24 protein-coding genes and 1 rRNA gene are annotated in these 25,454 nt (G+C 39.4%); 12 read left to right on the plus strand and 13 right to left on the minus strand.

The genetic code is table 11. The features are described from left to right. The first annotated feature begins 228 nt into the window (after positions 1-228). Positions 229-343 (plus strand): 5S ribosomal RNA (gene rrf, locus A7967_RS20425). A gap of 505 nt (positions 344-848) precedes the next feature. Here rrf and A7967_RS20430 read toward each other — a convergent pair. Next, positions 849-2,201 (minus strand): hypothetical protein, encoded by a 1,353-nt coding sequence (locus A7967_RS20430; protein ID WP_064436048.1) that lies wholly within the window; start codon positions 2,199-2,201, stop codon positions 849-851. A gap of 61 nt (positions 2,202-2,262) precedes the next feature. Then, complete coding sequence (locus tag A7967_RS20435) at positions 2,263-2,631, minus strand: hypothetical protein (RefSeq protein WP_244507116.1); 369 nt, start codon at positions 2,629-2,631, stop codon at positions 2,263-2,265. 591 nt (positions 2,632-3,222) lie between these two features. Here A7967_RS20435 and A7967_RS20440 point away from each other — a divergent pair. The 8 genes from A7967_RS20440 (at position 3,223) to A7967_RS23485 (ending at position 9,287) form a co-directional block, all read left to right on the plus strand. Then, on the plus strand, positions 3,223-4,137 hold the full coding sequence (locus A7967_RS20440) for a hypothetical protein (RefSeq protein WP_054206821.1): 915 nt from the start codon (positions 3,223-3,225) through the stop codon (positions 4,135-4,137). 38 nt (positions 4,138-4,175) lie between these two features. Next, the gene (locus tag A7967_RS20445) at positions 4,176-5,075 is read left to right on the plus strand and encodes a DUF350 domain-containing protein (protein ID WP_054455984.1); all 900 of its coding nucleotides are present in this window, start codon (positions 4,176-4,178) and stop codon (positions 5,073-5,075) included. Positions 5,076-5,147: 72 nt separating this feature from the next. Continuing rightward, on the plus strand, positions 5,148-6,800 hold the full coding sequence (locus tag A7967_RS20450) for a polyamine aminopropyltransferase (RefSeq protein ID WP_439951192.1): 1,653 nt from the start codon (positions 5,148-5,150) through the stop codon (positions 6,798-6,800). 80 nt (positions 6,801-6,880) lie between these two features. Next, the gene (locus tag A7967_RS20455) at positions 6,881-7,294 is read left to right on the plus strand and encodes a YjfI family protein (protein WP_054206818.1); all 414 of its coding nucleotides are present in this window, start codon (positions 6,881-6,883) and stop codon (positions 7,292-7,294) included. A 24-nt stretch (positions 7,295-7,318) separates the two neighbouring features. Further along, a complete protein-coding gene (locus tag A7967_RS20460) occupies positions 7,319-8,011 on the plus strand; it encodes a PspA/IM30 family protein (RefSeq protein ID WP_054206817.1) in 693 nt (230 codons plus the stop codon). Positions 8,012-8,085: 74 nt separating this feature from the next. Beyond that, the gene (locus tag A7967_RS20465; RefSeq protein ID WP_054206816.1) at positions 8,086-8,724 is read left to right on the plus strand and encodes a DUF4178 domain-containing protein; all 639 of its coding nucleotides are present in this window, start codon (positions 8,086-8,088) and stop codon (positions 8,722-8,724) included. Further along, on the plus strand, positions 8,721-9,038 hold the full coding sequence (locus A7967_RS20470) for a hypothetical protein (RefSeq protein ID WP_064436050.1): 318 nt from the start codon (positions 8,721-8,723) through the stop codon (positions 9,036-9,038). The genes A7967_RS20465 and A7967_RS20470 overlap by 4 nt, the downstream gene beginning before the upstream one ends. A 63-nt stretch (positions 9,039-9,101) precedes the next feature. Continuing rightward, positions 9,102-9,287 (plus strand): hypothetical protein, encoded by a 186-nt coding sequence (locus A7967_RS23485; protein WP_082355731.1) that lies wholly within the window; start codon positions 9,102-9,104, stop codon positions 9,285-9,287. An 11-nt stretch (positions 9,288-9,298) separates the two neighbouring features. Here A7967_RS23485 and A7967_RS20475 read toward each other — a convergent pair whose 3' ends face one another. From A7967_RS20475 to A7967_RS23160, 5 genes are all read right to left on the minus strand, one after another. Next, positions 9,299-9,694, minus strand: a complete 396-nt coding sequence (locus tag A7967_RS20475; RefSeq protein ID WP_054206814.1) for a hypothetical protein — start codon at positions 9,692-9,694, stop codon at positions 9,299-9,301. 11 nt (positions 9,695-9,705) lie between these two features. Then, positions 9,706-10,227: a hypothetical protein gene (locus tag A7967_RS20480; protein WP_064436051.1), complete on the minus strand. Its 522-nt coding sequence runs from the start codon at positions 10,225-10,227 to the stop codon at positions 9,706-9,708. Between the two features lie 117 nt (positions 10,228-10,344). After that, positions 10,345-11,721: a class II fumarate hydratase gene (locus tag A7967_RS20485; protein WP_054206812.1), complete on the minus strand. Its 1,377-nt coding sequence runs from the start codon at positions 11,719-11,721 to the stop codon at positions 10,345-10,347. An 8-nt stretch (positions 11,722-11,729) separates the two neighbouring features. Further along, a complete protein-coding gene (locus A7967_RS20490; RefSeq protein WP_054455978.1) occupies positions 11,730-12,095 on the minus strand; it encodes a hypothetical protein in 366 nt (121 codons plus the stop codon). A 97-nt stretch (positions 12,096-12,192) separates the two neighbouring features. Next, a complete protein-coding gene (locus tag A7967_RS23160) occupies positions 12,193-12,363 on the minus strand; it encodes a hypothetical protein (protein ID WP_167349710.1) in 171 nt (56 codons plus the stop codon). Between the two features lie 179 nt (positions 12,364-12,542). Between A7967_RS23160 and A7967_RS20495 the strand changes: the two genes are divergently transcribed. Further along, a complete protein-coding gene (locus A7967_RS20495) occupies positions 12,543-13,136 on the plus strand; it encodes a DUF938 domain-containing protein (RefSeq protein WP_054206811.1) in 594 nt (197 codons plus the stop codon). Here A7967_RS20495 and A7967_RS20500 read toward each other — a convergent pair. From A7967_RS20500 to A7967_RS20515, 4 genes are all read right to left on the minus strand, one after another. Beyond that, positions 13,120-14,262 carry a GNAT family N-acetyltransferase gene (locus A7967_RS20500; RefSeq protein ID WP_064436052.1) on the minus strand — a complete coding sequence of 381 codons (1,143 nt, stop codon included), beginning with the start codon at positions 14,260-14,262 and terminating at the stop codon, positions 13,120-13,122. The two genes, A7967_RS20495 and A7967_RS20500, sit on opposite strands and share 17 nt — an antisense overlap. Then, a complete protein-coding gene (locus A7967_RS20505) occupies positions 14,262-15,521 on the minus strand; it encodes an alpha/beta hydrolase (RefSeq protein WP_331458722.1) in 1,260 nt (419 codons plus the stop codon). The genes A7967_RS20500 and A7967_RS20505 overlap by 1 nt, the downstream gene beginning before the upstream one ends. Before the next feature lie 94 nt (positions 15,522-15,615). After that, positions 15,616-18,330, minus strand: a complete 2,715-nt coding sequence (locus tag A7967_RS20510; RefSeq protein ID WP_064436053.1) for an ATP-binding protein — start codon at positions 18,328-18,330, stop codon at positions 15,616-15,618. Between the two features lie 72 nt (positions 18,331-18,402). Continuing rightward, on the minus strand, positions 18,403-18,861 hold the full coding sequence (locus A7967_RS20515; protein WP_054206807.1) for an Lrp/AsnC family transcriptional regulator: 459 nt from the start codon (positions 18,859-18,861) through the stop codon (positions 18,403-18,405). Between the two features lie 138 nt (positions 18,862-18,999). Here A7967_RS20515 and A7967_RS20520 point away from each other — a divergent pair, with 138 nt between their 5' ends. Together A7967_RS20520 and A7967_RS20525 are read left to right on the plus strand one after the other, a co-directional pair. Beyond that, the gene (locus tag A7967_RS20520; RefSeq protein WP_054206806.1) at positions 19,000-20,178 is read left to right on the plus strand and encodes a PrnB family protein; all 1,179 of its coding nucleotides are present in this window, start codon (positions 19,000-19,002) and stop codon (positions 20,176-20,178) included. Then, positions 20,179-21,297, plus strand: coding sequence for an aminotransferase class V-fold PLP-dependent enzyme (locus tag A7967_RS20525; RefSeq protein ID WP_054455967.1), 1,119 nt, complete (start codon positions 20,179-20,181; stop codon positions 21,295-21,297). On the opposite strand, the gene A7967_RS20530 is transcribed toward A7967_RS20525, so the two are convergent. Both A7967_RS20530 and A7967_RS20535 read right to left on the minus strand, forming a co-directional pair. After that, entirely contained in the window at positions 21,286-21,759 is a 474-nt protein-coding gene (locus A7967_RS20530) for a DUF4124 domain-containing protein (protein ID WP_082379079.1), read from the minus strand. The genes A7967_RS20525 and A7967_RS20530 overlap by 12 nt on opposite strands. A 243-nt stretch (positions 21,760-22,002) precedes the next feature. Next, positions 22,003-25,278 carry a methyl-accepting chemotaxis protein gene (locus A7967_RS20535; RefSeq protein ID WP_064436055.1) on the minus strand — a complete coding sequence of 1,092 codons (3,276 nt, stop codon included), beginning with the start codon at positions 25,276-25,278 and terminating at the stop codon, positions 22,003-22,005. Positions 25,279-25,454 lie beyond the last annotated feature (176 nt).

Here is a 25,454-nt window from a genome sequence, read left to right on the forward strand (position 1 = left end):
GTTAAGCTAACTTGTACTAATTACCCGTGAGGCTTAACCATACAACGCCAAACGCGTTTTATGTGACTGTTTAAGCGCAGAAGTTAAGATTGTAGGTCGTGATTTATCGCGACAACTAAAGTAGATTACTGGCAGCTGTAAGCGATAAGCTTAAAGTTGTAAGAAGACAATTATCAGCATTTTCAAATTTTAGTTAGTGCGTAGAGATACGAACTGACACCCAATTTGCTTGGTGACAATAGCGTTTTGGACCCACCTGATCCCATGCCGAACTCAGTAGTGAAACGAAACAGCGCCGATGATAGTGTAGCATTTGTTATGTGAAAGTAGGTCATCGCCAGGCTCCAAATAAAGAAAGCCCGACTCATGGAGTCGGGCTTTTTACGTCTGCAGGAAAGTGAAAAAGCGAGCAAGGTGCAAGGTGGTCAATGTCGCTCGGGCGTTCACCTGAAAGCAGTACACCCTCATATATCGGCTGTTGCGATAAATCACGACCGACGGTTTTGCAATCAGCGTGCGGGTATTTTATTGTAGGTCAGGCTTTAGCCTGAAGGCATAAAAGAACACCACGAACTCCTCAGAGGTCAAAATACGCCTTTAAAGCAGCTTAACCCCTTTATATTAATCACATGTAATTGATGATCTATTTTAATCATGTGCTACTTGTGAGCAAAATTGGCCAACATTCAAAACTTTCCTACACTACACCAAAGATGCGCGATTAAAGACTTGCTATCAAATTGTTCGCCAATTTCTTAAAGTTAAAAACCGTACGGCTGTTGTAAAAGCAACAGGTGTTATACTTTATTGTGGTCTTAGCCTACAAGATTGTTAAAATAAATTCGACTTCAATCAGCAAGCCATTGAAATAAAGTGTTATTTTCGGTTGTGTTGTTCACTCTGAGTTCTAAAAGGGAGCTTATTGAGTTAGATTTAAGATCTAATATAGGATTGCCTTTATTTTCTTCTAAAGTAACATTGTTTTTAAGACCTTTTTTGGTTACTTCACAGGTACCATTTTTACAAATGACATCAGGTTCTGGCCTAATTAGCCGCTTATCAGAAGTCGTGATAACATATCGATCATCAACCCCTGAAAAGCCTTCAAAAACCTTAAAATTTTCAGTTGAAAGACTTGGCTCTATTCCCGCTTTTATTTCTATCATATGTTGTAAATATTGGTAACTACCCCGATGAGACAATGCACTTAAGCCTGGCTCAGTCATAAACGAAATGAACCCCACATCTATATCAGATGAAGATAGTTTTTTCTGACTATCAAGGATATTATTTATCGTAGCTTGATCTTTATCCGTAAAGCTGACAGCAAGCTGGTATCCTTCACCGTTGAAGTGGCCATTATTAAAATTATTAAGTATCTTCCCATCGTCATGCATTCTGTAACCACCAAGATCACTGGCAAACTGACGTATATACTTAAAATCTATATTATTATTATCAGCATATTCATAGATATCAGCTAATAGTTCTCTATCTCCTTGTGTCAAAAACTCATAAGAACTTCGCATTAAGTTAGATAAGGACATCCCATCAGTGCCGCTTAAAATTTCTGATTCAGTACCACCAAAAATATCCATCACCATAGTTTCATAATAATGCTCAGACCTGCTTATATTTTTGCTTTTTTCTAAATCCCGTGCATCTAAAATAGACTCAAACTGTGATGTTGCTTGTGAGCTATATTCATCGGAAACCATCGCTTTACTAAAAAAAGAAAAAGAGTTCGTATGAGATGATAGTAATTCTTCAAATGATGCTAGTGCGGTAACGTTACTTTCGTATTTAAGGCTGTCTCGTTTTAGATTTGATAGGTTTTGCTGATCAAGTGTGTGCCATCTTTCATATGCAGCTACTCTCTCTGAGCTTCTAAATGTATTACTTGTGTCTAATGCTATCGTCTCAAGTTTTGATTTGGATAAATGTTCAAATTCCCACTTTGCTGTGGCAACCTCATCACTATTTGTTTTTGCATTTGAAGAGAGTATTTCCTTATGTAGAGATAAATTTTGCTGACTTAATTTAGAAATATCAATAGAGCTTTTGGCCTTACTTAATTTCGACGATAATGAAGAAACCGATGCATGTATTTCTATATCCTTACTTTTTTTGGGGTCAGATTGTGGCTGAGGAAAAGCTTTTCTCGCATTTAACAAACTTCTCTTGATATCAGGTATATCCATACTATTGACCCTCTAAACGAAAATAGACTCCTTTGATTAAATTTGGAGTCTAAGGTGTTAATTAGTTAGTTGTGTAGTTAAAAGTTATACTTTCTATTCTATTTGGTGTTGAATAATGGAAAGTACCAGTTGCTTCAACTCTATGAACAATTGATACTTGAATACCTGGTTTGAAGCTCTCACCATTAAATACTGTTACCTCTCCAGTAGAGTTTGGCACAATTGGTTCGCACTTAACGGGATTGTTGTTATATGCTCGATAAAAGCACAATTCAACAATCTCGCCAAAAGAATCTGGGTAATTTGCAGATGTGTAATTAATCCCAGTAATTTTACCTGTTTTACTCTCAAGTGGAATATCTCTTAAATCGCCATGTAATATAGAAAATAGAGATGATGACAGACCACCGGCAGAGCTTAATACTAGCATCCTGCTTGGTTACTTCTCTTTAGTTATACAGAAATCAGCGGCGAATGTTTGACTGCTTAAAAATAGCGAAGACATTAGAAAAGCGGCAATGGATATTTTCTTCATTAAAAATTCCTTATTATATAATTGAAGAGTTCTTCATTTTTGGTTTTGTACCTTTTTAAATTATTTTAATGAGACAACATTGTCAATGTAATAAGAATAAATCATTCAGCCTAGTTAGATAGGGTCATACTATGTATTGGGTATTTGTACATTTAAGTATCCATTTTTAATTGAGCAGTTTTTAAATTCAAATGAGAGAGCGTCCAACTAAATTTGCAAAAACCATTACTAGATTAACTCGCTGAGCTTATGTTTATAAAGCAGAGCACTTCAAATTTTTGAGGGGGTTATCGTATAGAGTGTTTGTCGGCTATGAGGGGGAGCTCGTGTCACCTTCTAGTTGTCATCTAGCTAATTAAAAGTTGAGTGCAGTAAAACATAGGCTTTGACCTTTAGAAAATATCATCTTGTTGCAATTTCATCCTTGGTTTACTTTCTGAGCTGTGTAAAACTAGGCAGGTTAATTTAGAAAATCAGGTGACATGAATGTCGAATATAAAAGCTTGGAAACTTATAAGCCTGTTTTGTTTGATAAGCTTGCTTATGGGCTGCCAATCGAAAGAAGAGCAGTTGCAACAAACAATTCAACAATCTATTGCTAAAGCTGAAATTGAGTTAAATGAACTCGGCAAAGCATTGGATAATGGCTCAATTCGTAATGCGACACTATTGAGTGAATATGCACGTATTATCGCAAATGAAAAACCGGAGTTATCACAGGTTGCATCTGTTATAGCACAAGACGCAACTCAAAAAGGTGCACTTTATGCTGGCCTGACACAGCGTCTTACCGATATAAAAAGCACTTATTTAATCCCTCCTTATGAAGATTCTTTACAAAATTTAGATTTGTTGCGCGATGCCGTCAAACCTACTTTGTTTGCTGATGCATTGACTGATCCGATTAATATGCTTGCTGATATGTCAGGGGGCTCTTTAGCACGAGTTGGAGCAATTAGCCAACAGGCTGAAGGCGTTGGTGAAGGTAATCAGCTAGTCGGCAATCCTAACTACGGCAATTGGCAGACTAACAGTAACGGAATTAGTTTTTGGCAGTGGTACGGCATGTATCGTATTTTAGGTGATGTGTTTGATCGCGTTGAATATGGTAGCTGGAGTAAACGTCGTAAATATAGTTATTACAGTGATTATGGGCGCTCACGCTACTCTAGTCCCAAGCAAATTAAAGCGCAAACTGCGGTTGAAACCCGCACCAGACAATCATATCAACGCCAAGGTAAGCAATTCTCAAGCCCGTATGCTTCTAAAAAGACAGGTGCATCAGGGCTAAGTCGCAGCAGTTATACGCCACCTAAAAGCCGTAGTAGTTATAGCAAAGGCTCTGGAACGGTGAGAAACAGCAATAATAGAACCTCTCGTGGCGTAAGTCGCGGTAAGTAAACGGCTATTTAAAGAATTAGTGTTGGAGTGTAAATAATATGTACGAATTTAATGGAATAACAATGTGGTCACTACAAGCGATAGCGATCGATTTCGCAATTATTATCGCTTTATTTGTGAGTCTAAAATATATCAAAGGCTGGGTCTCAAACTTACACGCGAATGATGAAATTACAGAGCGCGATAACTTTGCGTTTGGAATTAGTTTTGCTGCTGGTTTAGTTGCATTGGCCATTGTTTTAACTGGTGTAAGCAGTGGCTCATTTGCTGCAACGCTACAGCAAGAAGCGCTGCAAATGACGGCTTACGGTTTATTGGCAATTACCCTAATTAAGCTAGGGCACTTTTTTCAGGATAAAGTGGCTTTACGAAAAGTTAGCTTACATGATGAGATAGTAAAAGGTAATGTCACAGCTGCCGTGATTGATTTTGGTCATGTAGTGAGTGTTGCAATTGTCATCCGTTCTGCACTATTTTGGGTCGCAACAGATGGTTGGTATGGACTTCCAATTGTTATTGCTGCATTTGTGATTGGTAGCATTGTACTTTTGTTAGTAAGTCAGTATCGAGTGCAACTGTTTAAGCGTACAAATCGCAGCGGCGATTGTTTGCAGCAGGCTATTGTAGATGGCAATTTGGCTGTTGGGATTCGTTATGCTGGTTTCCTAATCGGTAGCGCACTTGCGATTACTGCTGCAACAGGTATTGCACCGTATGTTGCTGATAATATTAGTGCTAGTTTGCTTTACTGGGCTGTAAGCGCAATGATAAGCCTGCTTGTATTTATAGTGTTACATCTGATCACAATCAAAATTATTCTATCAGGTTGCGATATTTCAGATGAAGTTAACCGTCAGAAAAATGTAGGCGTAGCGGCTATTTCAGCAGCGGTATCGTTTGCTGTTGGTGTTACCATGGCTACATTACTAGGCGCATAAAACTTGTCACATTCTAAGCAAAGCCCAAGTAAGTACGCCTTACTTGGGCATGATTTTTTATTAATTACTGTTATGGCCGTACTTGCAGGGTGTGGCCTTATATATGAATATCTTTTGTCGCATTATGCCGGGCGTGTATTAGGCTCTGTTGAAAGTGCTATTTATGCGATGATTGGCACCATGATTGTTGCTATGGGGATCGGTGCATTTTTAGCGCGCTGGTTTAAAGATGCGTTTACCGCTTTTGCATGGCTAGAGAGTTTGATTGCACTTGTTGGTATGGGTTGTATTTTAGCAATAGCGAGTATCATTGCTGTAAGCTATTCATTACCTCATATTTTTTCTGAGATATTCAATTTACCTGCCGATACCATATTAAATGGTTATGTGTTCCAACAGCTTCAAGATTGGTCTCGATTTTTACCCTATGTGTTTGGCCTATTACTTGGTTTATTGATTGGTATGGAAATACCGTTAATAGCGCGTATTCGTCAGCACGTTTATGGCCGCTTTTTAGAAAATAATGCAGGCACTATCTATGGTGCAGATTATATTGGTGCCGGTATTGGCGCGGCTATTTGGGTGAGTATCATGCTGTCTATGCCGATTATGCAAGCAGCCGCATGGACTGCTTTGTTTAATATTATTGCAGGACTGGCATTTTTATGGCGTTATCACACCCATGTACGTTTCGCCAAATTATTACTTGTATGCCATATCCTTTTGCTCGTGCTATTTGCTTTTATTTTAGTGCTTGGCAGTAGCTGGATGAAAAATTTAAGTAACGTATTGTATAAGGATAAAGTTATTTATTCTGAAGCGACTAAATATCAGCACTTGGTGCTCACAGAGCGTTTAAGCCTTAATCAGCCAGAGCCTATTACAGATCTTTATTTAAATGGACGTTTACAGTTCTCTAGTGTTGATGAGCAGATTTACCACTCTATGTTAGTTTATCCTGCGATGTTGGCTTCAAACCGTCATGATAATATTTTGATTGTGGGTGGTGGCGACGGTTTAGCATTAAGAGATGCACTAAAATGGCCCGTTAAAAAAGTTACTTTAATTGACTTAGATGGACAGCTACTTGATTTATTTGGTTATCCAAGTGATGAGTTTATTACACCTGCTGAGATCACTGCACGTTTAAGTAAGCTTAATAATAATGCCATGTTAGATCCGCGAGCTAATATCATTGTTGGTGATGCATTCTTAGAAGTCGAGCGGTTGCTCGGTGAAGGGGAGCGCTTTGATACTATAATTATTGATTTACCGGATCCAAACCATCCCGACTTAAATAAAATGTACAGTGATTATTTTTACAATCACGTGCGTCAACTGCTAGCTGCTGATGGGGCCATGGCAGTGCAGTCAACGTCACCGTACCATGCTAAAAACGCATTTTTAAGCATTGGTAAAACAGTGAAAGCAGCTGGATTTAAGCATGTTGAGCAGTATCAGCAAAATATTCCGTCTTTTGGTCAGTGGGGCTGGACGATTGCAACAACCGCAGGGAAACCTGCCAGTGCCAGAATTAGCGATATAAAAACGCTACCTATTGCTTCTAGGTGGATCAGTCAAAAATATTTATTGGCTTCATTTGTGTTTCCAAATCATTATTTTGAACAAATAAATGATATTGAAGTCAATCAATTAGGCACAGGTACTTTGTATGATTATTACCGAAGTGCGTGGCAGGTAGAAAGCGAATTATACAAAAATTAATAAAACATGGTTGACATAATATGTCGTCCGTGCGAATCTTAACTCAGACATAATATGTCAAACGACAAAAAGGCACAGACATGGAATTAAACGAACTTTCAATAAAATTAGCGGCTTTTGAAACTGAAGGCGCTAACTTTGAATCTTTCTTGATTGCCAATCCAGGTGAGCAGGATGTGTTACAAGTCATTGTTGATGGAAATGATGAACTTCCAATTTTTGTTACGCAAACACAAGAGCAGTTATTATGTATTAGCTACTTGTTTGACGAAAATGAAGTTAAAAGTGAATTACGCAACGAATTAAACGAAACATTACTACGTTTAAACGTGCCAATTCCGCTGAGTGCATTTGCTAAAATCGATAACAAATACGCGATTTTTGGTGCACTGTCGGTAAACTCATCATTAGATGATGTTACCCACGAACTAGTGACATTAGCAGATAACGCTATAGATGCACTAGAAGCCGTGACTTTGTATTTAAATGATTAATAGCTAGTTAGTGGAGTTAAGATTATGAGTATTTTGAAAAAATTATTTACAGCAGTACGTGGCGGCGCTCGTGAAGCAGGCGAAGCAATTGTAGATGCAAATGGCATCCGTATTTTTGAGCAAGAAATTGCTGACGCGCAAAATGCTCTTCACCGCGCTAAGAAAAGCCTTACGGAAGTAATGGCTAAAGAAATGCAAACTAAGCGTAAAATTAGCGCTGTAGATGCATCAATCGCTGAACATGAAGCATATGCAGGGCAAGCGCTTGAAAAGGGCAACGAAGCGTTGGCGCTAGAAATTGCAGAAAAAATTGGTGATTTTGAAGCTGAGAAAGCTGAAAACGAACAAGTATTATCGGGTTTTAGTAACCACATTGTTGCCCTTAAGCAGCAAGTTAAAGACGCTGAGAAATCGATCAAAGAAAATCAACGTCAGCTTACTATGGTTAAGACGACTGAAAGCGTTCAACAAGCGACAATGGCTGTTAACAGCACGCTAAATACAAACAGCTCGTCTATGACGTCGGCTCGTCAATCTTTAGAGCGTATTAAGCAACGTCAGCAAGATCGTAGCGACCAGCTTGGTGCAGCTAAACAGCTTGAGTCTGATGTAAACGGCGATGATCTAAAAGCAAAAATGGCTGAAGCAGGCATTGGCGATTCAAGTCCAAAAAGCGCTGATATTTTAGCTCGCATTAAAGCGAAGCAAAATAGCTAATATTTACGTCCATATTTTAAAAAGGTAACCAGGCTTTCGGCCTTGTTGCCTTTTTTGCTTAAAGGCAGTCTCCTATGTTTAATTTTTTTAAATCTAAAAAAGAGCCAGAGCGTCAGCTTAATCATGCCAGCGAACTTAAAAAAGGCGACATGTTTAGCGTTATTGATTCGTTTGCTTACCCTTCGTGGTTAAAAGGCGAAACATTGCGTGTTATTGATATTCAAACGTATCAATATCAGCACAGCAGTGATACTGAATTTGTACTTGAAACGAACAGTGGCCAAGTTGTTTTTTTACAAATTGAGCAAGACGATGGTGAGGAGTGGGCTAACTTCTCAATAAAGATTCAGCGCGATGAAGTTGAAGAGATTTTTGGCTTAGATGAGTTTTCGCGTATTTTTGATGAAGATTCACTGACACAAATTGATGTACAAAATACACCTGAGCGCCACATGCAGTTTTTAGCTAAAAGCTATCAACAAAGTGAGTCGCCTTATGTTTGTTATTTTCATAATAAAGATTACCGTGGTCAAACCTTGCCTCGTTATGAGCAAGAAGGTGGTGAACCATGTGAGATGATCTGTTTAGCATCGCCCGATGAAGGCTTTGGCTTAAATATTGAAATTTGGGATGGCGGTGAAACAGAGGTATCACTTACGCTTACGCGTCCAATGAGTGATATTGTTGATTTGTTTCCTGGAGACGCAAAGTGAGTGATGCAAAGGCTAAATGGCAGCGCCAAGAGCAAGCGGTTAGAGCAACCCAAATGGCCTTTGATTTAAGCAGTGAAGTACAAAAATCGATAAAAAAACAAGCGATTGACCAAGAACTGACACCATCAGATATGATCCGTAAAATTTTGACTCTTGATGTAAAATCAAAAAAGACGCGGCAGCGATTGTCATTTAATCTTAATGACGAAGAGATCGCATTACTTGCAGATCGTTTTGGGGTTGCAGTCGATGATAAGCGCGCAGTAAAACAGCAAGTTGCTGAACTGTTAATTGCACACACAAGTAAGCGCTAAGCTTTGCCTTATTGAATTTAAGCCCTTACACTGAGGGCTTAAATTATTAAAGAATGAGCTGCCGTGAATATACTGTTAATCGCCTACCTACTAATATTTGCTTTATTTGGTACTGCAGCAAGTTATTTTGTACGATTTATTTATGCCTACTGGATAAAAAAACAAATGCCAGTACAGTATATTTTTAAGGCCGGGGTTTGCATCGTGGCGGTTGTAGTGATTTCCTCATTGCTTCCATTAATAACATAGTGAATACCATATTATTTCAGGTCAAAAGACTGGCACCGCTGAGCAATACATAATGCTTGAATAGGTAAAATCGGTAAGCAATCACTTAATCCGTTCGCTTTATTTTCAGCTGTTTCTTGTGCAGTAATTTGACGTGCTAATTGCTCTGCTTTTTCTTGTGGCGTTTGTAACGTTGAATAGACTACATACCGGCTCGGTCCACCGCAGGCACGTTGCCCGACTTCAAGCACTTTACATTGAAAGCTGGCTGTACAGTTATTTTCTTGGATCAACTCACCCAATGCTTTGTTAGATTTAGATAAATCTACATTATTATTTTTTGAAGAGTCAGCAGTATTAGCACAGCCACTGAGCATCAGCAAACCGGTTGCGGTAGCTAATAATTTAGAATAAGAAAAACGGCTCATACTATTATCCCTTAATAAACACTTGCTGCAGAGCCTTCAAGTTTAACACATTTATTTTCAATGCATTGAGCACTTGGTTCAGTTAGGTGTTGGCAAATACTTATCATACCCGTTTGCGCATTAAATTGGCTTTCTAATGAAGTGACTTGCTTTGCTGATGCGATCACTTCTTGCTCATCGGCTGATTTAGTCGAATAAGCAACATAGCTACTCGGGCCGCCGCAAGCACGACTGCCAATAGCTAATATTTTACACTGAGTATGGTCATCACACTGTGGATCGCTAATTAAATCTTTTAACTGTTGGTGAGCGATACTAAGACTTTCTTTGCTGGCTACAACGTTTGTTAGTGGGTCTACTTTAGTTGTTTGATTGTCTTTAATAAGGGCGGCGGGAGCTGGGCTTAGTTGAGCGTGCTCTGAAGTGTCAGAGTTTTCAGCCACAGAGTTTGTAGTGTTAGAACCTGATGTACCAGCATCTGAGCATGCAGATAAACATAACGGCAGCAAAACAGCGATAAGAGATAAGCGCATAATAACCTTCACAGTGATGAACAAGTAATCACCATCATACACTTTGCAGATTACACAGCAATAAAAACTATGGCATTCAAAGGTTAAACCCGTCGCTGTGGACGGGTTTAATATTTTTTATAGCCCGCCTTGAGTTAACTTTGCGGGGTTAAGTAAAGTTTCCAGCTCGCTACGTGATAGATCTGTTTCTTGTTCGGCAATATCGAGTATTGGGCGACCTTCTTGGTATGCTTGTTTGGCTATTTTAGCAGCTTTAGCATAGCCAATTACAGGGTTAAGTGCGGTTACTAAGATTGGGTTTTTAGCGAGTGCTTTATCAATATTAGTTTGATTAACTTTAAAAGAGCGGATTGCTTTATCGGCTAAGGCTTGGCTACTATTTGCTAGCAGTTCGATACTTTGCAAAATGTTATAGGCGATCACAGGTAGCATGACATTGAGCTCAAAGTTGCCTGATTGGCCTGCAACTGTAATCGTTGCATCGTTGCCAATCACTTGTGCGCTGACCATAGCAGCCGCTTCAGGGATCACAGGGTTTACTTTGCCTGGCATAATTGAAGAGCCAGGTTGTAATGCTTCTAACTCTATTTCACCAAGGCCCGCCAACGGGCCGGAATTCATCCAACGTAGGTCGTTAGCTATCTTCATTTGTGCGACGGCAAGTACTTTTAATTGCCCCGATAAAGCAACAATCGCATCTTGCGATCCAATATTATAAAAGAAGTTTTTACTCGGTGTAAAACGTACGCCAACATTGGCGCTGAGGTTTTTACAAAATTGCTCCGCAAAGAGAGGATCAGCATTTATACCAGTGCCAACTGCGGTGCCGCCTTGCGCTAAAGCTGACACGCCGTCTAAGCTGAAGCGAATACCCGCCATCGCAGTATCAACTTGATGTTGCCACGTGCTAAGAGTTTGCGCGAATGTAACTGGCATGGCATCCATCAGGTGGGTACGGCCAGTTTTGACAATGTCACCCACTTCAGATTTTTTACGCTCTAGCGTTTGTGATAACTGATCTAGCGCCGGGAATAATTCATACACCACGTTTATAACACTGCTCACCGCAATGGTTGTGGGGATCACGTCATTAGAGCTTTGGCCCATATTTACATCATCGTTAGGATGAATAACTTCATCACCATAACGACTTGCCAGTGTTGCAATTACTTCATTCGCATTCATGTTGGTACTGGTACCTGAACCAGTTTGAAACACATCAATAGGGAAGTGCTCTAAATGTTGACCATCAATGATCTCTTGGCATGCACGTTCGATTAACAGTGCTTTATTTTTACTTAAATGACCAAGTTCGTTGTTGCTTTGAGCTGCGGCTTGTTTGATGTACGCAAGAGCAGTAATAAACTGTTTTGGCATTACTAAGTCGCTAATGCGAAAGTTATTTACAGCTCGTTGAGTTTGCGCTTGATAAAGTGCTTCTGTAGGGACTTGTAGTTCGCCCATGCTATCTGATTCGGTTCTAAATTCGCTCATAAAAGCTCCTAGAAAGGGTTGAATTCGTGACTGAGAATACGGGCTTCACGCTCTAATATGAGGTATTTCCCGGTACTATTATGGCTTCTATAAAAGCGCTTTAACGCCAGTAAAGGTTTATACAGTTGCTCTAAACATTGCTTACGAATGGCACAATGAATTAAAGAGTCGCACATTTTGTTGAGGATTTCATGAAAAGTACGTCTTAGATAGAGCTCTTGTAATAGCATGCTATTATTTTTTTCGTAATAGCGTGCAGCACTCAAACCAGCTTCAATATAATTTGCAACTAACGCGGGAGCATGTAGCCCCGGACGTTGACAAACACATTTCATTTGCTGTTGATAATAAAGCATAGCTTGATGTTCATGCATAAGAAAACCGATTGACTGTAACGATAATTGTTATCATTACAGTTAATCGGTTTCGGTGCAAGTCACAAATTGTAAATAATGACAGGAGGCGAGTTGTTTAATTATAGCCAAGGATAAATATTTGGTCGGTTTCATGTGTTAATGCCTGATTTTTTTGTGATAGTAAATCAATTACAGTAGCACGTTCATCGCTGCCTAGTTTATCAGTCACTGGTTTTTCACTTGCTGCAACTGCAGCGTCTAGAGCGGTGTAAGGGGATATATACATAGTTTTCTCCATTTAGTTGATTCGATTAAGAGAGTGCATAACCCATACCATGATTAAATCTTTTTTTTACTACATTGAATATTAAAACATTTACTTTAAATGTGGTTTTTTTGCGCGACATTATGAAGGATATTTGTTTTACTTGGGGGCATAATTTACCAATATTGGTGCACTGCAATATGATAAAACCTTTCTCACAAGCCTGCGAAAACAATAAGAGCCCAATATTACGTGGCATCATACCCCATTTGGCGCATGCTGAAAGCGTACTCGAAGTTGGCTCTGGTACGGGTCAACATAGCGTGCATTTTGCTGCGAATTTGTCTCATTTACAATGGCACACCAGTGATCGCCTTGTGAATCACAATGGCATTAAACAATGGGTTGATGAAGTGCAGCTGAGTAATTTACACGCCCCCATTGAGTTAGATTTAAATAATCCATGGCCTGTAAGTACCGTTGACGCAATCTATACGGCCAATACTTTGCATATCGTGAGTAAACCATTGGTTGAGCAATTTTTTACTGGCGTGAGCAAGCATCTAGTCGCAAAAGGCATTGTGTGTATTTATGGACCGTTTAAATACAATGGCGCTTTTACTAGTGAAAGTAATCAGCGCTTTGATGAGTTTTTAAAGCAGCAAGATGAGCAAAGCGGCATTCGTGATTTTGAATGGGTACAGCAATTAGCCGTAAAAGCAGGTTTAACGTTTGTTGAAGATATCGCTATGCCTGCCAATAATCAGTTATTAATTTTTAAACGTCTGCTTTAAAAGGTAATAACTCAGCGCACTGTTGGTGATAGATATGTATATGTTGGCGTTCACGTTGTAAGTAATCTGCGATTGCAGGGCGAAAGTTGCTATCTATCACATTATGCACTGAGTGGGTAAATACTGGGGCAAAACCACGGGCTATTTTGTGCTCGCCCTGCGCACCTGAGTGAAAGCAGCTAAGTTGGTGCTTAATACAATACTCAATACCTTGGTAATAACAAAGCTCAAAGTGCAGGCAGTCTACTTCTTCAACGGCTCCCCAATAGCGCCCATATAATGTGTCACTGCTTTTAAAGCTCAGCGTTGCTGCAATGACTTCACCATCATGTATTGCGTGCATGATCACCAGTTGTTCGGCCATTAAGGCATGCAGTAAAATAAAAAAATCATGGTTTAAATAGCCCATGTGGCCAGAGCGCTTTAAATAAGTCCGTTGATAAAACTCACAAAACTGGCTCATCACCTCTACAGTGACTTGTTCGCCCTGTAACCAGTTAATAGTTATATTTTGCTGTGCTATTTTACTGCGCTCTTTTTTTAAAGCTTTACGCTTACGCGCGGTCAGATGCTGTAAAAAATCATCAAAAGTAGCGTAGTTTTGATTTTGCCATTGAAACTGCACACCAGTACGATGCATGCCTTGATGAGAGGTGAGATGTGATACTTGCTGCTGTGTGCAAAAGTTAATGTGCCAGCCAGACCAACCTTGTTGTTCACACTGCTTTGTTAAAAGCGCAGTAATGTATTGATATACTTGATCTGGTTGCGCATGGTCAATCGCTATACGCTGCCCTTCAATAGGGCTAAATGGAGAGCCCGATAACCATTTAGGGTAATACTCTAGGCCATGCTTTTCATACGCCTGCGCCCACGCCCAGTCAAACACATATTCACCATATGAGTGGCTTTTTAAATAACCGGGGGCCAGTGCCACCAAAATATCATTTTGATAAATAGCTAAATGTTGTGGTTGCCAACCAGTCGTGGCTGATACGCATTGGCTTTGTTCTAATGCAAATAAAAACGCATGGTTCGTAAAGGGATTATCGGTAAAAAATTGCTGCCAAACGCCAGCCTCAATCTCACTAATGCTGGCAAGCCAGCGGTGACTAAATGTGGTCATTATTGATTACCTTGAAAGCCTTCAACCTGCTTTATAAACTGTTTTATATAATGTGCTTGCTCAGTAAAATAAGGGTTATAAGTGAGGCGTTGAAAGGTTGGAAATGCGGCAATGTTTTCAGCAGTACGCTCGCCAATATTAGGTGTTTTGGTTGTTTTACACAGCTTATATAATGCATCGTCATCAAGATAACTACCGCAATTACGATAAACATCAGCTATGCCATAATAAGGGTTGTTTGGTGAGTTAACGACGGCGATATGGGAAATGCCATGAATGTTTTTACAGGTAGAACTTTTGCACTGCGGGTTTAATAGTGTGTAATCATCGGGAAAGTCACGGGTGATTTTTGTTGCATCACCATAATAAACCAAGGTATCTAAACGGTTAGCTGGGCGTGCTTTTACATCGTGTAATGCCGTTAATAACTGCAGCGACGCACGAGTATCTATCGTGGTATCGACATCACTCATCACTGAAAAAATAGGCAAGTTTGGTAATGGCCGTTTTATTAATGTTGATAACGCGATAGAGTGCATTGCATCATCGGCGGCGGTTGCTGCATTAAATGGAAATGACTCATATTTTGCAAAATCAATATCGGCATCTTTATCTATCCAGTTAATGAAGGGAATACGGTCAATCCACTTGGCAAGCCAGCCATTTTTATTATGTGGTTCTGTCGCGGGTGAAAACAGCATAAGCGCTTTTATTTTCGAGTCAACTGGTTGCACTGTTAAGTAATTAAGTAAAAGTGCGGCACTCGTAGAGTAGCCCCCTAAAATCACCTGATCAAAATCTTTAACTGTGCGCTTGATTGCATAAGCTGTTGCTTGCTGCCATTGCTTGGCGTTTATATTACTTAACGCATCAGCGGCAGTGCCGTGACCGGGTAATAATAAAGTTCGAACTGTATAGCCTTGTTGAAAGTAAATTTGGGCTAGATCGTGGTAGGTAAATGGCGAATCAGTGAGCCCGTGTATTAATAACACGGCTTTATGATTGTTATTTTGGCGTAATTCAAATGGCGCTATCAAATCAACAATATTTGGTGTGCTTGTTCGCTGTTGTTGTTTAACTAGGTGTTGATAGGTGTCAGTAAAAATAGGGCAAGGCATAGATGCACGTGGATTTTTAGCTAAAATATATTGATATGCAAACGCTAAATAATCACTAAATGCGAGATCCGTTTGATACGAAAAATCGGTAGCAGGGCGGCTACTTTCAAACCTTAACAGGCCTTGTTGTTTACTTTTCATAATATAACTTAGATCTGCTAACTGATTAATACAGTTAGTTTGAGCGAGAGTAATATTAGAGGTGACAAGTAAAGTAAGGGTTAGCAATATTCCATTAAGGCTCATAAACATCTACATAGTTGGTTAGGCACTCGGTTAGCTTATCGAGTTCGAGAGGTTTTGCAAGGTGTTGATTAAACCCAATGGCTAATGCATGAGCTTTATCTTCAGGCATTACATCTGCTGTTAATGCAATGATTGGCAATTGTTCGGCCGTTTTAATTTTACGAATTAAGCTTGTTGCTTGGTAGCCATCCATAATGGGCATTTGGCAATCCATGAGCACTAAGTCAAAATCATGCTCTTGAACTTTGGCGACAGCAAGCTCACCGTTTTCAACAATTATGGGGGTGATTTTAAGTGCGCTCAACATTGCTTTTATGACCAATTGATTTACTTGATTATCCTCTGCCACCAATATTCTTAGGGTGCTTAAATCAACCTTTTTCTGAGTTTTTTGCGGTTTTTCTATCGGTGCGCATGTATTCAGTAACACGGTAAAAGTAAATGTAGAGCCCTCTCCTTTAGCACTGCTTAGTGTTATATCGCCAGCCATTAATAAGCTTAATTCCTTTGCAATTGCTAGGCCTAAACCTGTGCCACCAAAGCGTCTTGATGTTGAATTGTCGGCTTGTGTAAATGCATCAAAAAGCTTGCGTTGATCAGCAGGCTCTATACCAATACCAGAATCTTTAATGATGATGGTTATTTGCATACGAGTATCATCAACTTGTTTGGCAAGCGCGCTGACACTCACTTCACCTTCAGCGGTAAATTTTATTGCATTACTGCATAGGTTTAATAATATTTGCTCAATACGCATAGCATCGCCTTCAAACCAGATGTTTGTTGGCAGTTGATTGTTCATAGTCCAGTTTATTTTTTTATTGTGTGCACTTTGTTCAAACATAGTATTAATACGATCAAGTAAGTTATTTAAATCGAATGGGCTTAATTCCAGTGTTAATTTTTGTGATTCAATCTTAGAAATATCCAGCACATCATTGATAAGGCTTAATAGTGATTTAGACGCTAAATTTATTTTCTGAAGGTAGCCATTTAATGTTTTAGCGTCATCATCTTTTTTTGCCAGCGTCGAAAAACCAATAACAGCATTAAGTGGAGTGCGAATTTCGTGACTCATATTGGCGAGAAAGCGACTTTTAGCTTGGTTTGCTAAATCAGATTGCTTTTTAGCGCGTACTAATGAGCGTGTGCGCTCGGTAACTAAACGCGATAATGCAATATGTTGATGGTTGAATAATAATAAAACCAGCAAAATAAGTGTACTCACTACCACTTGTAGAATAAGCAAAAACAACGTTAAGTGATTTGCTTGGTGAGGTATAAACTCATCTTTTATTGCTAGTTGTAAATGCCATACTTGTCCTGAAAAACTAATTTTTATAGTGGTAAAATCATCACCGATTACAGTTGTATTTTTATTTCCTAGATAGAAAGGGGTGTCTGCTTGATCTTCAAATAAAGCAATATTAAACATATTGCTTTGCTCATCATTAATCGCTTGATCAATAATATTTCGAACTAAAAAAACACCTGTTGCATAACCTTTTATTGGATCATCTTGTGTACCTTGCTGATAGACAGGTGAAAAAAGTAAGTAAGCTGGCGCTGGCTCTTTGGTTTGGACGAGGTTTATTATTTGAGTGCCAACGGGCTGATATTTGATATTAGGATCGAGTAGCGTGGCACGACGAGCTGGATTAGAAAATACATTTAGGCCAAGCGCGGAGCGGTTCCCTTCTAAAGGTGCGATATATTTTACAACGACTAAAGGATCGTCTGAAGTAAGGGGCTCACCTTTGACTTTCACGTCAGTTTGATAAATCTCAGCAAGGTCTTTGCGTAAATCATCGACTCTTGCCTGAGGTACTTTTATATTCCAAGACAGGGCTTTAATAAAGGTGTGTTGAGCAAGTAACTCAGCTGCATAGTTATGAAATTCTTGCTGACTTAAATTTGGGGATGCTTGCATTTGGCTTGCTAAGCTTTGTACAGCAATTTGGCTACGGTTTAGATATCTAAATAAACTATTTTCAATTACTTGTGCCTCGCGTTTTGCAATTTGTAAGGCATTTGATTTACTTTCTTGATTGTATAGCTTAGTTGTTGATGTGACCGAAATGAACAGTACGAAACATACAAAAACTGTAGGTAGGGGGGTTACATAGTGTTGTTTAAATTTAGGTTGTAATAGTGCGAGCAAAGCAGGGGTTGTTATAAGAACCCCAAGTGCATCACCTAACCACCAGTAAGTCACATTTTGCCAATGATTAACCATGCTGTATGCCGGATTAAATGCACTAAGTGCAAAAACACCAATATTAGCTGATATAAGGCTTACGGCAATACCAACAACCGCAATAAAATAAATGATTGCTAAGCGAGTTTTTAAATACAGAGGGTGGCCTAACCAGTATCTTAAGATTGCAGCACCAGTGATCCCTTGCAATACAGCCCCGCAGCCAATTAAAAGTACTTCATTAAGGGTGTTGCCGATTAAAGCATTTTCGCCTATTGGGCTATCACCAATACTTAAATTAAATGTAACTGAAGCAATAAATAGAGCAGGAATAAAGCGCCACCACCAAATAAAGCAGCCGACTAAAGCAATACCTGCAGGGATCCAAATTGGAATAACTTGAGATTGAAACGCAAAGTTAGTTAGTAGCTTACCGATAATAAAATAGGCGAGGGCAAAAAGCACATAAAAGCAAAATGAACTGGATGTTGAACGAAATACTTTCACATGTTTCCTTATGAGTCATTATTTACAACAGTTTATTGAGTATAGCGAATTGCGACTGAGCTGCGATGTTTTTTACAAGGGTAATTGTTTTTTACTAAATGTTTGTTTTAACACGACGGTAGATTCAATATTGGCAATGCAATTAATACTACCGAGTTTATGTTTTACAAAACTTTCGTAGCTCTCTAAATCCGCGGCAATGATTTTAAGTAAATAATCGTAGCTCCCAGAAATAACAGAGCATTCAAGTACATGGTTTAGTTTTTCGACTTGCTCTTCAAACATTTGAGCCGCACCCACTGAATTTTGGCTTAATCTTACAAATGCGTAAACTAAAACATTTAGCCCTAACGCTCGCGGGTTTAACGCTGCATGATAGCCACAAATAACATTACTAGATTCAAGCTTTTTAATGCGCCTCAAACAAGGCGTGTCCGATAAGTTAACATGTGTTGCTAGCTCTGACACGGAAGTGCGTCCCTGAGTTTGTAATAACCGAAGTAATTGATGATCTTTTTTATCTAGGTTCATTTTTGTAGTGATTTAGTTTTATTTTTTAATATTATAGAGTGATTTCTGCTAATAGTTTGGTTTTTTATTGGCGGTTTTGTTGATTTGTACTCTATGCTATCTGTTAACATAAATGCAATAATAATTAGGTGTGGAGTTATGTCTGTGAGCAAAAATACTCAAGCATTTGACGAGTGGCTCAGAACCCGCTTTGTGGAAATAAATAATCAGCTAGAAAGCATTTACTGGCAACAAGAAGACAAAGCAAATGTTGAATTTGTAGGTGAGCAATATAAGCATCAGCTAGAAATGGAAGGTAATGCGCATATTCGTAAATTACTGGCTGAGGGTAATACGGATGAAGGTTTTGATAGTGCGTTTGATCTGTTGGGCAATGTTGGTTTATTTATGGGGGCTTGTCGACGACATGAAATCACAGAGCCTTCACGTGAAACGACTTCACCACTAGTCGAAGCATCAGCCTTAGCTATGCATATTGGCGCTTCAATCGGAGTTACCCCTCGTTTTGCTACAGCTCATTTAACAACTCATAATAAAGCCGTCAATGGTCTATATAAACGCTTTACTGATTTACCGGATGAGAAACTGTTTATTGATTACAACACCAAGGGCATTTTAGCGTATAAGCGTGTTGCTGATGCATTATTGAAAATTCAACCATTGGGAATTTCGCACCCATTATGTGCAGATTTACTTAAAGTTGCGAAGCAGGCTTTGCTTGAGGTTATTGAATCAAATAATGCGCTCTATAGTCAATTGGATACCGATAGATTCTTCTTTTGTGTTAGGCCATATTATAAGCCATATCGAGTGGGAAAGGAGGTTTATCGTGGCGCGAATGCAGGGGATTTTGCAGGTATAAATGTAATCGATATGTTGTTGGGATTATGCTTTGCAAATGAGCCTAGCTATTCACAAATGCTGGTGGATAAGTTTTTATATATGATGCCTGAAGATCAGCAAACCTTGCGTGAAAGTATGCGTATGCCGAGCATTATGGATGACTTTTTAGCCGCAGGCAGTGAGCGCGACAGTCAGTGGTTTCAAACCAATGCGCAATTATTTATCCAAGTATGCAAGCTGCATGGCGATACAGCGATAGGCCATCACAATCAGTTGGTGAGTAAGTTTATTGCACAGCCTGCGCAGCAAATGCAGCAACAACATATAAATAAGGTAACGGCGAGTGGCCCCCCATTACATATCTTGCTTGATTCACTCGAGCAATTAAGAGATCGCCGTGCTGCCGCGCAGCGAGATGATATAAAAACCCGTTTTGATGATTTAACACAGCTAAAGCAATGGATGAAAAAGTAAATGTACAAAGATGATTTTAATTTAACATCAGGCTGCTACTTACTAAACCATTCTGTGGGGCGATCATTAAAAAGTAGCCAAGCTGATTTTAATCAACACTTTTTTGCCCCTTGGCAGAACACTAATAAAGAACCTTGGCAGCAATGGCTTGGTGTTATTACACGTTTTACACATGCATTAGGATTATTATTTAATTCGCCGAGCGAGCAATTTTGTCCACAAGTTAATCTTTCTAGTGCGCTAACAAAGCTTTTGATGTCGCACCCACGACTGCTTAACAATCATTGTAAAGTGCTTATGGCGCAAAGTGACTTTCCAAGTATGGGGTTTGTAATGCAAAAAGCATTACCGAAAACGGCATCGATTGAATTCATTCCCGAACATTTAGATATCACTGATATTGCGGTTTGGCAGCAGTATTTGACAGCAGATACCGACTTAGTTTTTATAAGCCACGCATACTCAAATACAGGTCAACAGGCACCTGTTGCTAAAATTGCAGAGCTTTGTGTACAGAACAATAGCTTAAGCCTTGTTGACGTTGCGCAATCTGCCGGTGTGCTACCGTTAGATTTGAGTGAAGTAAAGGTCGATTTTATGATTGGCTCAAGTGTTAAATGGCTGTGCTCGGGGCCTGGTGCAGCCTATTTATGGTTGAGTAAGGCCCAGCTTAAAGTGTGTAAACCACAAGATGTCGGGTGGTTCTCTCATGAAAACCCATTCGAATTCGATATACACCATTTTGAATATCATGCCACGGCACTGCGCTTTTGGGGTGGGACACCGTCAATCGCACCTTTTGTTATTGCAGGGCATAGTATCAATTACTTTGCTAATTTGGGGGTTGAAAATATTCGTGCGCATAATTTGTCCCTGTTGATGCTGTTAAATGCAGAATTAGGGGAGTTTTTAGTTTCTCCAACAGCGCCCGAGAGTTGTAGCGCAACGGCTATATTTGATTTTGGTGCAAAGCAAAGTACGATTATTGATGCTTTATCTAAGGCCGATATTAGTGTTGACGTACGTGCTTATGGTGTAAGAGTTTCGCCGCATATCTATAATGATAACGTTGATATGAAGCGATTTATCACCCTCATAAAGGGGACTTTATTGACCTAGTTGAGCTTTAATGACATTTAAGGCTGCAATTTGCTGTTGAAGCTCATCTATTTTAGGCTGCACTTCTTTTTCAAGAATGATGGTTTGTTGTTCAATCGCATCGGCAATAGACTCTGCTCCTAAGCGGTTCGCCGCTTTTTGAGTCATATAACCTATTTTTATTTTTTGCTCGGAGAGCGCGTTTTGCAATAATTTTATCGCGCGCTCAATTTTTTTAATTTTTCTATCAATTTTTTTACCGCTGATGTAATTTTCGACAGAATCATCACTTTTTTTGTCAGAATCCTTTTTAGCGATTTGTGTTCTATTGGTTTCTGGGATAATGATGATTTCAGCATCTTCGCCGCAAGGTTGTTGGCTAAATGTAGCAACCCCTTTTATTGTGCATTGATAAACTGCTGCGTGCGCAGGCAAAATTAGTAAGCTTAGTAACCCCATTAAACATTTTAAATATACTTTCACGATCTATCCCTCACGCGTTTGCTTCATAGGCACTTACTCTCATCGTTGTTACTTCTTAAAATGGATTGCCATTGTTGCAAAGTAACGTCTTAATATTAAACACCTGTGAAACGCTGAAGTCTGCATCTAGAGGTGGTTTGGGTATATAGTGCCGATCAAGTGTCAGTGTAGCAAGTACTTTAACCGCTCTGCTAGTTAATTAGACTATTGTATAAAAAGCTCATGTTTACTTTAACTCGCTTATTACAAAGGGATTTTCTTTAATGAGAAATAAAGTAGAAGATCACGCATGGTATTAGCTTGTTCCGCCATTTGTTTTGCTGCGGCCATGGTTTCTTCAGTAATTGCTGAGCTTTCTTGAATTAAAACGGTGAGGCGTTGAACAACAATGTCAACCTCTTTAATTGCTTGCTGCTGAGTAATTGATGAATTATTAATACATGTAATCATATGATTTACCGCTGCAACTGCGCTTACTATCTGCCCTAATTTGTCGCCGGATGAGTTAGCTAGCATGGTGCCTTGGCTAATTTTTTGGTTGCTATTGCTAATAATACTTTTAATTTGCTTGGCTGAGGATGCACTTCGACCTGCTAGGTTTCTCACTTCGTTTGCGACCACGGCAAATCCTCGGCCATGCTCACCAGCACGTGCTGCTTCAACGGCTGCATTTAGTGCAAGCAAATTGGTTTGAAAAGCAATTTCATCGATTACAGAGACAATTTCATTAATATCTTTACTTGAGTTGTTTACTTCTACAATAGCATTTACTGTTTGTTTCGAGAGCTCACCACCTTCAGTGGCTATTGTGTGAGCATTATCAGCTAAGCTTACCGCTTCACTTGATTGCTTTGCAACGTGAGCGATTTCATCGAGCATATTGCTGCTGCTTGCACTGGCTTCTTCAAGGTTGGATGCTTGCTCCTCGGTGCGTTGGCTTATTTCAATATTACTAGCGGCTATTTCAGAGGCGCTTTGTGATACTTGGTTTGCACAGCTTTGAATACCGGTAATAACGCTCGTTAACTTACCTATAGTATGGTTTACATCTTCTTTGAGTGTTGCAAATACACCTTGATAGTCGCCCTGTACTGGTTGAGCTAAATTCCCCTGTGAAATGGCGCTTAGAACATGAGTGACCTCGCCGATTGCTTGTGCGGTGATCGCTAATGAGCTATTAACATCTTTTTGTAAATGCGCTAACTGTCCTTGCATTTGGCTTGTTAGTTGTTGACTAAAGTCACCACGTCGCATTGCTGCCATTACTTTTGCAAGCTCAGCTATTACAGTGCTTAGATTACTTACTGAATTGTTCACGTCATGCTTGAGGGAATCAAGTTGACCATTCATTTGAGAGTCAATTATTTTATCAAAACGACCTTGGCTAATGGCAGTCATTACGTTGGAAATATCGCTAACTGCTTCGTCTAAATTTAGAATCGAATTATTTATATGTTGCTTTAACGATGATAATTGGCCATTAGCATTACAATTCACGTGTAGCTTAAAGTTACCTTGATTAACAGCGGCCATCACATCACTAATATCTTTAATGATTAGAGCGAGATTATCTACGCTTGCATTAATATCATCTTTAAGCAGCGCAAGTTGCCCCTGCAAAGGTTGCTCAATACGCTGAGAGAAATCCCCTTCATGTAATGCGCTCATTACTTTGCTGATACTTGTAACAGCACCAAATAAGCTATGTACTGAATTATTTACGCTGTCCTTTAGTTGCGCCAATGAGCCTTTCGCCATTACAGTGACTTGTTGTTTAAAGTTACCTTGCTCTATATGACTCATTACATCGACTATTTCATTTATAGTTCCATTTATAGATTGCATAGAGCCATTTATATTGTGTTTTAACGTGGCCAGCTCTCCCTGCATAGGGGTGCTAATTACGGTATTAAAATTACCTTTGCTCATTTCATCAATAACCTGATTTAGCTCAGTCATTGCGCTTTCTAAAGAATCAGCACATTCATTAGTCGCTTGCTTTAAAGAGTTAAGTTCACCTTTACAAGAAACATCTATGCGGTGTTGGAATTCACCGACCGCCATCTTGTTCATTACTGAGTTGGTCTGTGAAATTGCGCCTTGCAAGGCATCTAAAAGAGAATTAAAAGCTTGAGCTGAGATACCTATTTCATCTTGGGAGAGTACAGGCGCGCGAACAGAAAAGTCACCTTGGCGCTCTACGTGGTGCATTGTATCGACCAATAGCTGTACGGGTCGTGTCAGGGAGCGAGAAAATAAAACTGCAACCACGGTAATCGCAATTACTGACAGTACCAAAATACTGAGGAGTAAAATTGTTAATTGGGCTACAGCAGCAAATGCTTCTTGCTTATCCATTTCAGCAAGCAATGCCCATTGGACACCTAGAACATTAATAGGCTGATAAGATGACAGTACTAAGGAGCCATTATAATCAGTTATGACTTGTTGGCCACTTGCTCCAGCTAAAGCAAGTTTTGTAGCCTCTGTTTTGACTGCCCCCTGAACGGGGCGGCGAAATGAGTTAACGACAGAGTGCTTAGCTGCATCGAGATAAGAATCTGATCGCATTAAAAAATCAGGCCCGACTAAGTAAGTTTCACCGCTTTCGCCTAAGCCCGCGCGTTCCGTCATTATGGTATTTAAAGCATCAATAGATAGCTGGAAAATTAATGTACTAGTATGTACGCCTTGCTCATAAATTGGGGTCGCTATAAAACTTGCTGGTGCATCATAAGACGGGGAGTACTGCTGGTAATCAACAAAGGCTATTTCATCTTGCGCAATTGTTTTCGCTTTTTTAAAGACCAAGGCAAGGTTGCTATTAGCAAAAGGCCCATGTTGTAAGGATGTGGCAAAATCGACTTCCTTGTATACCGAGTAAACGACTTCAGCAGAATTGTTATCAACGATAAATACATCATAAAAATCAAATTTTTGAGCAAAATTATATAAAAAACCATGGTATTTAGCATGCGTAAGGCTGTATTTATTTGGGGTTGTAGCGTGTTGCAGCTTTGCTTTCTCTCCAAGGGGGTGAGGGTTGTCAGCTAAGTACTGATATTGCCAAAATCGTGCAGCAGGAGAGAGTTGAGTAAAAAGTTGTGTTGGCGCTGCCATCCCTTCGTTTTCAGCGCTGTACTTAGTTGAAAATTGATTTTGGTAATAGCTAACAAGCTTTTTTTCTTCAATTTTATTAAGATTATTTGCCTGAAGAGGATGTTTAAATGCTTCACTAAATTCATGTGCGGCGCTATGAAGCAATGGGCTTTGTGATAAAAATAAGAGCTGTGCTTTTATGTCTTTAAAGTGGCGTTCAATAGCGCTTTTTTTTATTTCACTAACGGCTTCAAGTTGTGCGTAGGTTTGTTTATTTAATGCGTTAGAAGAACTATACAGAGCGATACTTATTACCACCGCCAATGGAATTAAGGCAACCAATAAAAAGCCGGCAATAAGTTTTTTAGTTAACCCAAGCCGATGGATGAAACCGCTTACTAACTCAATAGCATTCGTCATATAAACATCCTTATATAAGCAATAAATACGCTTGATAAAATAATAGTATAGAGTGTAGAACAGCATATTTGAAAAGCGAATTAGGCAACGAAAATAAGCTTATTTACAGACTTATAGGATCATTTATTAAAACGCGACAGGGTATTCGATGATTCAAAACTGGATTGTCTGTTAAA

This window comes from Pseudoalteromonas neustonica, assembly GCF_001653135.1.
GTDB classification, from domain to species: domain Bacteria; phylum Pseudomonadota; class Gammaproteobacteria; order Enterobacterales; family Alteromonadaceae; genus Pseudoalteromonas; species Pseudoalteromonas neustonica.